The sequence below is a fragment of the Acidisphaera sp. S103 genome (assembly GCF_009765975.1).
In the GTDB taxonomy this organism is placed as follows: domain Bacteria; phylum Pseudomonadota; class Alphaproteobacteria; order Acetobacterales; family Acetobacteraceae; genus Rhodopila.
Genome location: NZ_LMUJ01000076.1, coordinates 86,304 through 98,709 on the forward strand (window position 1 = coordinate 86,304; position 12,406 = coordinate 98,709).

Sequence of the window (12,406 nt, forward strand, 5' to 3'; positions counted from 1 at the left end):
CTGAAACCGCCACGGACGCCGGCCTGCCGCCAACCTATACCTGCATGACCTGCCATTCGCAGGTTTGGACCAACGCCGCCATCCTGGCGCCGGTGCGGGACAGCCTGGCGAACAACACGCCGATCATCTGGCATCGTGTGACCGATCTTCCCGATTACGTGTATTTCAACCACGAAATCCACATCGCCAAAGGCGTTGGCTGCCAGAGTTGCCACGGCCATATCCAGGACATGGCGCTGACACGGAAGGCACGCACCCTGACGATGGGGTTCTGCCTGAGCTGTCATCGCGATCCCGCACCGAACTTGTGCCCGCCGGATGCGATCTTCAACACGGACTGGCATCGGACCGAGAAGACCCCGTCACCCGCCGCACTGATGCAGCACTACCATGTGGGCGGCCGCAACCTGACCGACTGCTCGATATGCCACCGGTGAACCGCCAATGGCGTGGACTGGACCGGCTGGCGCGCGACCCCGCGTTCGTGGCCAGGGCGTCGGCGGAGTTCCCGCAACTGGCCGCCGCCCTGGCGGCACCGCGGGACCGCCGAGGCGTGCTGAAGCTGATGGCCGCCGGCCTGGCCCTTGCCGGCCTGTCGGGATGCGACGATGGCGCGCCCGGCGGTGTGCTGATCCCGCCGGTCCTGCCGCCCGCCAACGCCGTTTCCGCCGGCAGCCGGATGTTCGCCACCGCCAGCGTGATGGGCGGCTACGCCAACGGCATCCTGGTCCGCCACGACAATGGCCGCCCGATCAAGGTCGAGGGCAATCCGCTGCACCCCGCCAGCCTGGGCGGCACCAGCGCGATCGGCCAGGCGGAGATCCTCGGATTTTACGATCCCGACCGCAGCCGAGGCCTGATCCGCGACGGCGAACCGCAATCATGGTCGTCGCTGCTGACCGCGCTGGCCGGCCAGCGCGATACCCTGGGTCGTGGCACCGGATTTCGGATCCTGACCGGCACCACCACGTCACCCACGTTCATCCGCCAGACCGCCGCGCTGAAGCAACGATACCCCGAGATGCGCTGGCACCGCTGGGACCCGGTCTCCCGCGATGCCGTGCGCGCCGGGGCGATCATGGCGTACGGGCAGCCGGTGGAGATCGTGCCGAAGCTGGATGCGACCGATCTTCTCGTCACCATCGACAGCGACCTGCTGGACTCCGCACCCGGCCACCTGCGCTTCGCCCGGGATTTCGCCGCTCGGCGCAACCCGGCTCGAACCGACCGCATGAGCCGATCTTACGCGATCGAACCGATGCCGACGCTGACCGGTGTCGCCGCGGATGATCGTTTTGTCACCAGTCCCCGCGATCTGGTGCGGATCGTTCCGGCCCTGGCGGCGACGGTCCTGCGGGGCGAGACTCCATCGGACATGCCCGGATGGTTCGCGCCGCTGGTCGCCGACATGAAGGCGGCTCACGGTCGGACCTTCATCCACGCCGGGCCGCACCAGCCGGCGGAAATCCACGCCCTGGTGCATGCGATGAATGAGGCGCTGAGTGGCCGCGGCGCGACCTACACGCTGATCGATCCGGTGGAAGCCGATGCGGCGCCGATGCACGACCTGTTGGCGGATATGCACGCCGGCCGGGTGACCTCATTGCTGATCATCGACAGCAACCCGGTCTTCACCCTGCCTGGCTTCGGCGAGGCCCTGAAGCACGTACCGTTCTCCATGACATTGGCTGCCGAAACGACCGAAACCGGCGGCCGGACGCACTGGACCCTGCCGGCGCGCCATCCCTTCGAGGACTGGAGCGACGCGCGCGCCTACGACGGCACGATCTCGATCCTGCAACCCCAGGCAAAACCGCTCTACGACGGCCTCAGCCCGCATACCCTTCTGGCGCTGTTCGCCGCCCCTGGCGAGGCCGATAGCCGGGACCTCGTGCGACAGACCCTGGGATTGGCGGACGGTCCGTGGCACGATGCCCTGGCGGCGGGCCTGGTTCCGAACACCCAGGCGGCTGTCAGCAGCGTCCCGCTGAAGCCCCAGGCCGCACAGGCGCATCCATCCCAGCCGCCGGCAGCCGAAACCACCTTGCTGTTCCGGCCTGATCCGCATCTATGGGACGGACGTTTCGCCAACAACGCCTGGCTGCAGGAACTGCCTCGGCCGCTGACCAAACTGACCTGGGACAACCCGCTGCTGGTATCGCCGACGATCGCGGCACGGTTGGAGCTGGTGAACGGCGATCGCGTATCGGTCGCGGTGGGTGATGCCCGCGTTGTCCTTCCCGCCTGGATCATGCCCGGTCAGGCACCCGATTGCGCCGTGGCGCTGATGGGGTTCGGACGCACCGATGTCGGCATGGTCGGACAGGGGGCCGGCTACGACGTCTACCCGCTGACCGGTGGCACCGGTCCGGTGACGCTGCACAAGGAATCCGGGCGGGAGGTTCTGGCCTGCACCGAACACCATGATCCTATCTTCGCCGACGCCGGCGATTATGTGCGGCACGGCACCCTGGCGGCGTTCAAGGCCAAGCCGGACTTCCTCGGTGGACAGGCCGAACCGGCGGGCCTCTACAACCGCAAGCCAACCGGTCCCGCTGCCTGGGGCATGAGCATCGACCTGAACGCCTGCATCGGTTGCAACGCCTGCGTCGTGGCATGCATGGCGGAGAACAATATCCCCACCGTCGGCAAGCAGCAGGTGATCCGCGAACGTGAAATGCACTGGCTGCGCATCGACCGCTATCACGAGGGCAGTCCGGACGACCCGAACATCCTGTTCCAGCCGGTCATGTGCCAACACTGCGAGCAAGCGCCGTGCGAGGTCGTCTGTCCGGTCGGTGCCACGGTGCATGACCAGGAAGGCCTGAACGTGATGGTGTACAACCGTTGCGTCGGTACACGGTTCTGCAGCAACAACTGCCCTTACAAGGTGCGCCGTTTCAACTACTTCGACTACGCCGCCGAGGAACGCCGTCCCGCCGTCGCTCGCAACCCCGACGTGACGGTGCGGGCACGTGGCGTGATGGAAAAATGCACGTTCTGCCTGCAACGGATTGCCGCGGCCCGCATTGATGCGGACGTGGCGAACCGTCCGGTCGGCGCCGATGAGGTGAAAACCGCGTGTCAGGCCGCATGTCCCGCGCAGGCGATCACGTTCGGCAACATGGCCCAAGGCGGCGACATCGCCGAACGCAAGAAAAGCCCGCTCACCTACGCCCTGCTGAGTGACCAGGGGACCCATCCCCGTGTCACCTACGAAGCCAGGATTTCCAACCGTCGTTCGGACACCGGCGCATGAACGCCGTCGAGCCCGTTACGCTGCCCGGCAGCAACAATCCCGACATGACAGACCATGTGTCCGCCATCGCGCTACGGTCAAAGCCTTTCCTGTGGTGGTGGATCGCGGTCACCCCGCCGGCACTACTGACCAGCATCCTGGTCGGCTCGATCCTGTATCTGTTCTACGCCGGCGTCGGTATCTGGGGGATCGACTGGCCGGTCGGCTGGGGATTTGCCATCATCAACTATGTCTGGTGGATCGCCATCGCCAGCGGCGGCACGTTCATTTCCGCCCTGTTCTTTCTGACGCGGTCGGAATGGCGCAACTCCATCAACCGCATAGCCGAATCCATGACGCTGTTCGGCGCCGCCTGTGCCGGGATCTATCCCATTCTGCATTTGGGCCGGCCGTGGTTCTTCTACTGGCTGTTCCCGTACCCCAACAGCATGGGCCTGTGGCCGCAATTCCGCAGTCCTCTGCTGTGGGATTTCTTCGCCATCCTCACCTACGTGGTGGCTTCCATTCTGTTCTGGTACCTCGGCCTGCTGCCCGATCTGGCAACGTTGCGAGACCGAGCGCCGACGCGGGCGAAGCAAGTGGTCTACGGCATGATGGCGCTGGGGTTTCGCGGTACCGGCGGGCAATGGCGCCACTATCATGCGTTGTATGGTGTGCTGGCCGCGATCATGGCGCCGCTGGTCTGTTCGGTACACAGCATCGTCGGGCTGGATTTCGCCGGTGCGGCCACGGTGGGATGGCATTCGACGATGTTTCCGCCGTTCTTCATCTTCGGCGCGTCCCTGTCGGGCTTTGCCACCGTGCTGCTGCTGATCATGCCGTTGCGCCGGCTGCTGCGGTTGCACCGCTATATCACCACGCGCCATATCGACGTGCTGGGCCGCCTGCTGCTGACCAGCAGTCTGTTCGTCGGCTACGCCTACATCATGGACGCCTTCACCACCTATTACGGTGGCGAGAAGGCCGAAATCACCATGTTTCAGGAGAAACTGTTCGGCTACTACGCCGCGATCTACTGGGCGACGATCCTGTTCAACGTGCTGCTGCCGCAGCTTCTGTGGGTTCGCGGCGTGCGGTTGAATCAGGTGGCGGTGGGGTTGATCTCACTGGGTGTGATCGTCGGCATGTGGTGTGAGCGTTATACGATCGTCGTGGTTTCGCTGCACCGGCCGCATTTGCCATCGTCGTATGGGATTTTCCACGGCACGATCTGGGACTGGCTGACGATGATGGGCACGGTCGGCCTGTTCGTGTTCGGTATCCTGATGGTCGTGCGGCTGATTCCGGTCATTTCGATGTTCGAGATGCGCGAAATCCTGGCGCCGCGACGGCCATGACGCTGATCGTCGCCAGCTTCGGATCGGAAACCGGTCTGATCGAGGCTTTGCCCCGCTTGCGCGGCCTCGGCGCCGTGGAAACCTATACGCCGAAAGCGCTGCCCGGGGATGACGGGCCGTCGGTTCTGCCGCTGATCGTGCTGATTGCCGGCCTGCTGGGCGCCGGTGCGGGGTTCGGGATGGAGGTCTATGCCAACACCGCCGGTTATCCGGTCGATATCGGCGGCCGCCCGGAATTCTCCTGGCCGGCGTTCGTTCCGATCGCGTTTGAAATTGGCGTCCTGGCGGCGATGCTGGCTGGATTCTTTGGCTATCTGATAGTGAACCGGTTGCCGCATCTGTACGATCCGGTGGATGAGGCGATGCTGATGCGCGGTGCCTCGCGGGATCGATGGTGCGTGTCGATCCGCACGGAATCACCCGATCGAGCGCACGACCTGTTGCAGACGCTGGCCGCCGAACAGGTGGAGGACGTAGCCGAATGATGCCGCGTTCGGCCTTGCCGCTGTTCGTAGTCCTGGCGCTGCTGTCGGGATGCGACGACATGACGGTGCAGCCGAAAGCAGACCCTTATTCGGCCGAAGCCAATATGGTCACGCCGGCACAGGATACGGTCGCGTGGGGCGACACCGCATCGAAACCCCCACCACTGACCCTGGCGTTGATCCAGCGCGGGCAGCAACGGTTCCGTATCGACTGCACACCGTGCCACTCGGAGTTGGGGGACGGCCACGGCATGGTCGTGCAACGCGGCTTCCCCGCACCGCCGTCCTATCACATCGATCGTTTGCGACAGGCGCCGACACAGCATTTCTACGACGTGATCACGCATGGCTACGGGGCGATGTATTCCTTCGCCGGCCGTGTCGCGCCGGCCGACCGTTGGGCCATCGCCGCTTACATCAGGGCACTGCAATTGTCGCAGCATCCGCCGCCCGCGATGGTGTCCCGATGAGGGTGGGGTGGACCATCGGCGCCCTCGGCCTTGTGGCCTCGGTCATCGGTGCCTTCCTGCATCCCGCGGCATTCGCGTTCGCCTGGCTGGCGGCGCTGAGTGTGTGGATACGCTGGCCGCTGGGCTGCCTGATGCTGACGCTGGTGCATACGCTGACCGGAGGGCGGTGGGGTCTCGCGATCCGGCCGTGGCTGCTGTTGGGGATCGGCGGACTGCCGCTGTTGCTGCCGGCGATCATTCCGGTTCTGCTGTTACTGCCGCACCTTTACCCCTGGGCACACGCCGACGCGCATCTTGCGAACGCGTTCTACCTGAACCTGCCGTTCGCCGCCGTGCGCTGCGTGCTTTACCTGATCGTCTGGTTCGTGGTCGCCGCCTTGGCGCTGTGGCGCCTGCGTCCGGCGACGGCGGCCATCGGCCTGATCCTGCTGGGCCTGACGGTGAATTTTGCCGCGATCGATATGCTGATGTCGCTCGATCCGCATTTCAACTCCAGCGATTTCGGCATGACCTTCGCGGCCGAGAGCGCCCTGTTCGCCCTGTCCGTCACCATTCTTGGCACCATGCTGAGCGGCCCTGTCGCCGAAGCCGACCGAGACGACCTTGCCCGGTTGCTGCAAGGCGTGCTGATCCTGTGGGCGTATCTCGACTTCATGCAGTTGCTGATCATCTGGCAATCGAACCTGCCGGCCGAGGCCGCATGGTATGTCGTCCGCTGGACCGGCGTGGGGGGCGCGATCGCCGGGCTGACCGCGGTGGCGCATTTCCTGTTGCCGTTCCTGGCGTTGCTGTTGCCGCGGGTCCGCCGGTCTCGCCGCGGTATCATCGCCGTTACTCTCCTGCTGATCGTCCTGTCCGTGGTTCGCGGCTGGTGGCTGGTCCTGCCGGCACAGGGACGCGGCATCGGCTGGATCGACATCGCCGCCATGCTGGCGTTCGGTGGTATCTCCGCCGGTTTCGCGCTGCGTGGTCCGACCCTGCGCGTCGGGTTGTCCCATGCCTGAACCGATCCTGCCTCCAGCCCGTTATGAGCGATCCGATGTCCCCATTCGCACCGCCCTGATCGCGGCACCCGCGGTCCTGATCGGACTATTGGCCTCCGTATTGCTGGTGTGGTGGATCTATCCCGGGTCGACGATCGACCGGCGCATGCCGACCTCGCCACCGGTCTACCCGGCGCCCCGGTTGCAGACCGATTCAGCCGCGGACATGCGGACATTCCTGGCGGCCGAACTGGCGCGCTTGAACAGCGGCGGTTGGGACGACAAGAGCAAGGGCCTCGGTCACATCCCCATCGATGAGGCGATGCGGCGGGTCGCGGCCTCCGGCATTCCGGACTGGCCGAAATGATCGCCATCGTCCTGATGATCCTGGCATTGCTGTGCCCGCACCCGGGGATGGCGAGCAACTTGTCTGATTTCGCCTTCGATCAGCGCCAGGGAAACCAGGTGCCGCTGGCGACTAGGTTCATCGATCGGCTCGGCAATGCGATCACGCTGGGTCAGGCACTTGAACACCGGCCGACGATCCTGGCGGTCGGCTACTTCCATTGTCCCAATCTGTGCGGGCTGGTCCGTAACGATCTGATGAACGCCCTGTCCCGGCTGGATGCCGAACGCCCATACAGCCTGGTGGTGCTGTCGATCGATCCCAAAGAAACACCCGCGGATGCCCAATCCGCCCGGTCCGCCGACATCGCGCACTTCGATCATCCCGGACAAACGGCGGATTGGCACTATCTGACCGGCTCCGCCGCCAACATCACGGCGATAACCCAGGCGGTGGGCTTCAAGTCGCGTTACGATGCCAAGTTCAAACAATTTCTCCATCCCGCCGGCCTCGTCTTCCTAACCGGCAACGGCACTGTATCCAGCTACCTGTTGGGCGTGGGTTATCAACCCAGCGATGTCGGCCTGGGGCTCACCAGAGCCGCGAATGGCATTACCGCTCGGGCGTTGCCAATCCTGTTGTTATGTTTCCACTATGATCCCACAACTGGCCGCTACAGCCTGGCGATCATGCGGATCCTGCAACTGGGTGCCGCGCTGACCGTCCTGGTCATCGGCGGCACCGTCATGTTGGCCCTCCGCCGCGAACGGCATCCACGATGAGGCTGACCCTGCCGCTCGCCGCCAGCACCGGCGCACAGACCGACCTGCTGCTGCTGGGTCTGCTCGCGGTGTCCCTCGCCGTGCTGGGGTTGGTGTTCTGGCTGATGCTTGTCTACGCCATCCGCTATCGCCACAACAGCCCGGTCGACCGCGGTGCCCTGGCGGAGAAATCGTTCCGGTTCGAGATCTCCTGGACCGTCGCCACGCTGGTGATTTTCTTCGGCCTCTTCATCTGGGGGTCGACGATTTACGTCCGGCTCTACCAGCCGCCGGCCAATGCGTTGAAGGTCTACGTCGTCGCCAAGCAATGGATGTGGAAGATCGAGCACGCCGGCGGTCAACGGGAAATCAACGCCCTCCACATACCCGTGGATACGCCGATCGAACTGATCATGACGTCGGAGGACGTGATCCACGACTTCTTCGTCCCGGCGTTTCGCGTCAAGCGCGACGTGCTGCCCGGCCAGTATGAAACGATGTGGTTCCGGCCGGACCGGATCGGCACGTATCACCTGTTCTGCTCGCAGTTCTGCGGCACGGCGCATTCCAACATGATCGGCGACGTCGTCGTAATGTCGGCGCAGGACTATGCCGGATGGCTGACCACCAGTGGTGGCGGCAAGACGCTTGCAGCGCAGGGCAAGGGCTTGTTCATCCGTTACGGTTGCGCCGGGTGTCATCTGGGCGGCGGAACGGTGCGCGCCCCATCGCTGGTCGGACTGTACGGCAGTCCGGTGCCGCTGTCCGACGGCAGCACAGCGATCGCCGACGACCGCTACATCCGCGATTCGATCATGCAACCAAAAAGCCAAGTCGTGGCCAGCTACGAACCGATCATGCCGTCATTCGCCAACGTCATCGGTGAGGACGACCTCGTCCGTCTGGTGGCCTATATCCATTCCCTGGCGGCGGAGAAGCACGGATGAGCCAGATCGTCCTTCCGCAATCCCAGATCAGCTATTTGTCGGATGGCGTGTCGCTGCGAAGCTGGTTGCTGACCACCGATCACAAGCGGATCGCGATCCTGTATATGATCTCGATCACTTTCTTCTTCTTCCTCGGCGGATCGGCGGCGGCCCTGATCCGCTACAACCTGCTGGTGCCGCAGGGGATGATCCAGTCGGCCGAGACCTATAACCGGCTGTTCACCATGCACGGCATCATCATGGTGTGGTTTTTCCTGGTGCCCGCCGTGCCGGTCACGATCGGCAACTTCATGCTGCCGCTGATGCTGGGCGCGCGGGACCTTGCCTTCCCCAAACTGAACCTGATCAGTTGGTATCTGTTCATGGCCGGCGGCGCTTGCGCATTGTATGCGCTATTCAGCGGCGGCATCGATACCGGCTGGACGTTCTACACGCCGCTGTCGAGCAATTATGCGCAAGGCCATGTGGCGGCGGTGGTGATCGGCATCTTCATTTCCGGCTTTTCATCCATCGCCACCGGCCTGAACTTTATCGTCACCATCCATCGTCTGCGCGCGCCGGGCCTGACATGGTATCGCCTTCCGGTGTTCGTCTGGTCGCTGTATTCGACCAGCGTGATCTTCGTATTGGCGACACCCGTCCTGGCCATCACGCTGATCCTGCTGCTGTTCGAAACCCTGTTCCATGTCGGCGTCTTCGATCCGCGCCTGGGTGGCGACCCGCTGTTATTCCAGCATCTGTTCTGGTTCTACTCGCACCCCGCCGTGTACATCATGATCCTGCCAGGGCTGGGCGTGGTGTCGGAGATCATTCCTGTGTTCGCCCGCAAGGAACTGTTCGGCTACAAATTCGTCGTGTGGGCCAGCGTGTCCATCGCAGTGATCGCGTTCTTCGTGTGGGGCCACCACATGTTCGTGTCCGGCCAGTCGCTGTTCGCGAGCGTCACGTTTTCCCTGCTCAGCTACTTCGTCGCCGTGCCGTCCGCCATCAAGGTGTTCAACTGGTTGGGCACCTTGCACAAGGGACACATTCGCTTCGATGCACCGATGATATATGCGTTTGGGTTCATCGGGCTGTTCACCATGGGCGGCCTGACCGGATTGTTCCTGGCGGCGCTGGCGGCGGACGTCGAGCTGCACGACACGTATTTCGTCGTCGCGCATTTCCACTACATCATGGTGGGCGGCATGGTGTCCGCGTATTTCGCCGCGCTGCATTACTGGTGGCCGAAGATGACGGGTAAGATGTATCCGGAAATGTTGGCGCGTGCGGCGGCATTGCTGATGTTCCTAGGATTCAACGTCACGTTTTTCCCGCAATTCATCCTGGGCTATCTCGGCATGCCACGGCGCTACCATGCCTATCCGCCGGAATTCCAGGTGCTGAACGTGCTGTCGTCGGCCGGTGCCACCATCCTGGCCGCGGCTTACCTGATGCCGCTAGTCTACCTGACGTTCTCCCTGTTCCGCGGCGATCGGGCGCCGGCCAACCCGTGGGGCGGCCTGGGCCTGGAATGGCAGACCCCTTCGCCGCCATTCACCATCAACTTCGTCGTCACTCCGGTCGTCACCAAGGGGCCGTACGAATTCCCCAAACCGGGCATAGAGCCGTCCGATGTCTGAGGAAGTCGCCCCGCACACCCATTTCCAATACGCCGACGCAACGCATCAGTCGGACACGGCGGTCGCCGGGATGTGGCTGTTCCTGGCGTCGGAGGTCCTGTTCTTCGGCGGCCTGATCATCGCCTGGATGTTCTGCCGGCACTGGCAGCCGGCGGGGTTCGACGCCGGCGGACGGGAAACCGTGCTGTGGATCGGCACGCTCAACCTGTTCCTTCTGATCACCAGCAGTTTCGTCTATTCCTCCGGCCTGGCGTTCATGGAGGCCGGCAATATCCGCCGTTTGGTGCAGTGCTGTGTGGTCACCATGGCGATCGGCACGCTGTTCCTGCTGCTGAAATTCTATGAATGGCACATCGATCTTTCGGAAAATCTGTTTCCCGCCGGCCCGTTCAAGATCACCGGCACCGACGCGGGCGGTGCGCGCATGTTCTGGTCGTTCTACTTCGTCGCGACCGTGCTGCACGCCCTGCACATGATTATCGGCGTGGGCCTCGTCGGCTGGGTCGCGGTGCAGGCCCGCCGCGGCGCATTCGACGATGGCTGGTACACGCCGGTCGAAGTGGTGGGACTATATTGGAGTTTTGTCGATATTGTTTGGATCGTTCTGTATCCGGTGATCTACCTGGTGGGACGCGGATGAGGAAACGTCATCGTCTCAACCTGTTGCTCTTGCTGGTGCTGTTCTGTATCGCGGCGCTGGAGTTCGGCGTGTCGTTGCCGCCGGTGCCGGCGGCAACGCGCCCCATTCTCGCACTGCCGGCGGCGATCATGGCGGTTTTGGTTGCCCTCGGCTATATGCGCCTGCTTGACGCGCCCGCTATCGCCCGGGGTTTTGCCATGGCCGGCATTTTCTGGCTGGCGATATTGCTGGGATTGGCGATGACCGACCCACTGACCCGAACAATCTATGCCGTCACCCGGCAGATCGGGTCGTGATGCCTTTCATTCGTTGATGGACGCGTGCGAAATCAGCTCAAGAGAAACCACGCGAAACCTGTCATTGGCAATTTTGAACAGGTCCCGTGGCGGGCCCGCCACTTCCGGTCGCTTCCATGTTATGTCGAATGCGATCCTTGTTTGAGAGCCAGTATCGTCCCGCGTTTGCCCCTCCAGCCGCGCCGTGTAACCGAGTGAGGCGATCGCACTTGGGAATTCATCGATAAGGTCGGACTCGATGACAATTTTGGCGCGTTGTTCGCGCGGCATGCGAATATCCAGCCATTTGAGCGTCCACAAAATCAGGACGCTCAGCGCCGTGGCAACCATCCCAAGACCGAATTGACCGCCGCCAAGGCAGAGGCCGATGACCGTCATGACCCACAGTGTGGAGGCCGTGGTCACGCCCTGTACCAGCTCGCCGCGTTTCAGGATGGCGCCGCCGCCGATGAATCCGCCCCCTGTCAGAATACCCAGTGGCAAGCGCATGAGATCCATCACTCCGAACGAATCGCTCGTTTTGCCGGCCACCGTCAGCAGGATATTGGCCTGAACCATGGCGACCGACGCCGCGAGGCCAACCAGGATCGTCGTCCGCAGGCCGACGGCCTGGCCTTTGGCGCCCCGATTGAAGCCGATGGCGGCACCGGCGATCACGGTCAGCAGAAGTCGCAGCGCGATGTCGTTCCAGGTTGGATGCGGGGTCATTACCAGCCAGATTTCGCGCCATCATGTAGCAACCGCCACCACCCCGATGTTGAAGTATAGGCTCGGCTATTCTACCATATTGTTCTTGGATAACTCAAGAGAGGGGCGGCAATGGCCGAACCGCATGTCATTGGTGCACTACGAAACAAGAGAGCGGAACTGGCCGGAATGCTGCGTCAACTTGAGCAACAACTTGTGCAGCAGCGCGCAAACCTGGCGCATGTCGATGCCACCATGCGGCTGTTCGATCCAGATATCCGGCCGAAGGACATCCGCCCCAAGCAACCACGGACACGCAACGCCTGGTTTCGTCCGGGTGAGTGCTTGCGGCTGATCTACGATGAGCTGCGCGAGGCCACGCAGCCGGTGACGACGCGCGAGCTCGCGGAGCGGATCATGCGCGTTAAGGCCATGCCGGCGGCTGATGATCGCCGCCGTGAACTGGTTCAGAAAACGCTTATGTGGACGGCCCGGAGGTGACAAGCCCTGTTCACTTACTTACTTTGCCTAAGCACCTCACTCTGTCCCGCCCTGGGACACCGGACAGAACGA

The 12,406-nt window shown here is 63.4% G+C and carries 14 protein-coding genes; 13 read left to right on the top strand and 1 reads right to left on the bottom strand.

Features of this window, described 5'->3' with window-relative positions; translation table 11 throughout:
• The 12 genes from GSQ89_RS26350 to GSQ89_RS26405 all read left to right on the top strand — a co-directional run.
• On the top strand, nucleotides 1–437 hold a 437-nt coding region (locus GSQ89_RS26350), incomplete at its 5' end, for a cytochrome c3 family protein (RefSeq protein WP_216856408.1).
• Nucleotides 425–3,259 carry a TAT-variant-translocated molybdopterin oxidoreductase gene (locus GSQ89_RS26355; RefSeq protein ID WP_158930867.1) on the top strand — a complete coding sequence of 945 codons (2,835 nt, stop codon included), beginning with the start codon at nucleotides 425–427 and terminating at the stop codon, nucleotides 3,257–3,259. The genes GSQ89_RS26350 and GSQ89_RS26355, both read left to right, overlap by 13 nt.
• On the top strand, nucleotides 3,256–4,596 hold the full coding sequence (nrfD, locus tag GSQ89_RS26360; RefSeq protein ID WP_158930869.1) for an NrfD/PsrC family molybdoenzyme membrane anchor subunit: 1,341 nt from the start codon (nucleotides 3,256–3,258) through the stop codon (nucleotides 4,594–4,596). Before GSQ89_RS26355 ends, nrfD begins: the two co-directional genes overlap by 4 nt.
• The gene (locus GSQ89_RS26365; RefSeq protein ID WP_158930871.1) at nucleotides 4,593–5,081 is read left to right on the top strand and encodes a DUF3341 domain-containing protein; all 489 of its coding nucleotides are present in this window, start codon (nucleotides 4,593–4,595) and stop codon (nucleotides 5,079–5,081) included. The genes nrfD and GSQ89_RS26365 overlap by 4 nt, the downstream gene beginning before the upstream one ends.
• Complete coding sequence (locus GSQ89_RS26370; protein WP_158930873.1) at nucleotides 5,078–5,551, top strand: cytochrome c; 474 nt, start codon at nucleotides 5,078–5,080, stop codon at nucleotides 5,549–5,551. The genes GSQ89_RS26365 and GSQ89_RS26370 overlap by 4 nt, the downstream gene beginning before the upstream one ends.
• Nucleotides 5,548–6,555, top strand: a complete 1,008-nt coding sequence (locus GSQ89_RS26375; RefSeq protein ID WP_158930875.1) for a hypothetical protein — start codon at nucleotides 5,548–5,550, stop codon at nucleotides 6,553–6,555. The genes GSQ89_RS26370 and GSQ89_RS26375 overlap by 4 nt, the downstream gene beginning before the upstream one ends.
• A complete protein-coding gene (locus tag GSQ89_RS26380; protein WP_158930877.1) occupies nucleotides 6,548–6,901 on the top strand; it encodes a hypothetical protein in 354 nt (117 codons plus the stop codon). The genes GSQ89_RS26375 and GSQ89_RS26380 overlap by 8 nt, the downstream gene beginning before the upstream one ends.
• The gene (locus GSQ89_RS26385; protein ID WP_158930879.1) at nucleotides 6,898–7,662 is read left to right on the top strand and encodes an SCO family protein; all 765 of its coding nucleotides are present in this window, start codon (nucleotides 6,898–6,900) and stop codon (nucleotides 7,660–7,662) included. The genes GSQ89_RS26380 and GSQ89_RS26385 overlap by 4 nt, the downstream gene beginning before the upstream one ends.
• Nucleotides 7,659–8,588 carry a cytochrome c oxidase subunit II gene (gene coxB / locus GSQ89_RS26390; protein WP_158930881.1) on the top strand — a complete coding sequence of 310 codons (930 nt, stop codon included), beginning with the start codon at nucleotides 7,659–7,661 and terminating at the stop codon, nucleotides 8,586–8,588. Before GSQ89_RS26385 ends, coxB begins: the two co-directional genes overlap by 4 nt.
• On the top strand, nucleotides 8,585–10,210 hold the full coding sequence (locus tag GSQ89_RS26395; RefSeq protein ID WP_158930883.1) for a cbb3-type cytochrome c oxidase subunit I: 1,626 nt from the start codon (nucleotides 8,585–8,587) through the stop codon (nucleotides 10,208–10,210). The genes coxB and GSQ89_RS26395 overlap by 4 nt, the downstream gene beginning before the upstream one ends.
• Entirely contained in the window at nucleotides 10,203–10,850 is a 648-nt protein-coding gene (locus GSQ89_RS26400; protein ID WP_158930885.1) for a cytochrome c oxidase subunit 3, read from the top strand. The genes GSQ89_RS26395 and GSQ89_RS26400 overlap by 8 nt, the downstream gene beginning before the upstream one ends.
• Nucleotides 10,847–11,146, top strand: coding sequence for a hypothetical protein (locus GSQ89_RS26405; protein WP_158930887.1), 300 nt, complete (start codon nucleotides 10,847–10,849; stop codon nucleotides 11,144–11,146). The genes GSQ89_RS26400 and GSQ89_RS26405 overlap by 4 nt, the downstream gene beginning before the upstream one ends.
• 6 nt (nucleotides 11,147–11,152) lie before the next feature.
• Here the strand turns inward: GSQ89_RS26405 and GSQ89_RS26410 are convergent, their stop codons facing one another.
• Nucleotides 11,153–11,854: an MgtC/SapB family protein gene (locus tag GSQ89_RS26410; RefSeq protein WP_158930889.1), complete on the bottom strand. Its 702-nt coding sequence runs from the start codon at nucleotides 11,852–11,854 to the stop codon at nucleotides 11,153–11,155.
• 111 nt (nucleotides 11,855–11,965) lie between these two features.
• On the opposite strand from GSQ89_RS26410, the gene GSQ89_RS26415 reads away from it, so the two are divergent.
• Nucleotides 11,966–12,334: a hypothetical protein gene (locus tag GSQ89_RS26415; protein WP_158930891.1), complete on the top strand. Its 369-nt coding sequence runs from the start codon at nucleotides 11,966–11,968 to the stop codon at nucleotides 12,332–12,334.
• The last annotated feature ends 72 nt before the right edge of the window (nucleotides 12,335–12,406 follow it).

Excerpts from the sequence above, each read along its gene's own strand:
- GSQ89_RS26355 (WP_158930867.1), top strand. The coding sequence starts at position 425 with ATGCCACCGGTGAACCGCCAATGGCGTGGACTGGACCGGCTGGCGCGC.
- nrfD (WP_158930869.1), top strand. The coding sequence starts at position 3,256 with ATGAACGCCGTCGAGCCCGTTACGCTGCCCGGCAGCAACAATCCCGAC.
- GSQ89_RS26365 (WP_158930871.1), top strand. The coding sequence starts at position 4,593 with ATGACGCTGATCGTCGCCAGCTTCGGATCGGAAACCGGTCTGATCGAG.
- GSQ89_RS26370 (WP_158930873.1), top strand. The coding sequence starts at position 5,078 with ATGATGCCGCGTTCGGCCTTGCCGCTGTTCGTAGTCCTGGCGCTGCTG.
- GSQ89_RS26375 (WP_158930875.1), top strand. The coding sequence starts at position 5,548 with ATGAGGGTGGGGTGGACCATCGGCGCCCTCGGCCTTGTGGCCTCGGTC.
- GSQ89_RS26380 (WP_158930877.1), top strand. The coding sequence starts at position 6,548 with ATGCCTGAACCGATCCTGCCTCCAGCCCGTTATGAGCGATCCGATGTC.
- GSQ89_RS26385 (WP_158930879.1), top strand. The coding sequence starts at position 6,898 with ATGATCGCCATCGTCCTGATGATCCTGGCATTGCTGTGCCCGCACCCG.
- coxB (WP_158930881.1), top strand. The coding sequence starts at position 7,659 with ATGAGGCTGACCCTGCCGCTCGCCGCCAGCACCGGCGCACAGACCGAC.
- GSQ89_RS26395 (WP_158930883.1), top strand. The coding sequence starts at position 8,585 with ATGAGCCAGATCGTCCTTCCGCAATCCCAGATCAGCTATTTGTCGGAT.
- GSQ89_RS26400 (WP_158930885.1), top strand. The coding sequence starts at position 10,203 with ATGTCTGAGGAAGTCGCCCCGCACACCCATTTCCAATACGCCGACGCA.
- GSQ89_RS26405 (WP_158930887.1), top strand. The coding sequence starts at position 10,847 with ATGAGGAAACGTCATCGTCTCAACCTGTTGCTCTTGCTGGTGCTGTTC.
- GSQ89_RS26410 (WP_158930889.1), bottom strand. The coding sequence starts at position 11,854 with ATGACCCCGCATCCAACCTGGAACGACATCGCGCTGCGACTTCTGCTG.
- GSQ89_RS26415 (WP_158930891.1), top strand. The coding sequence starts at position 11,966 with ATGGCCGAACCGCATGTCATTGGTGCACTACGAAACAAGAGAGCGGAA.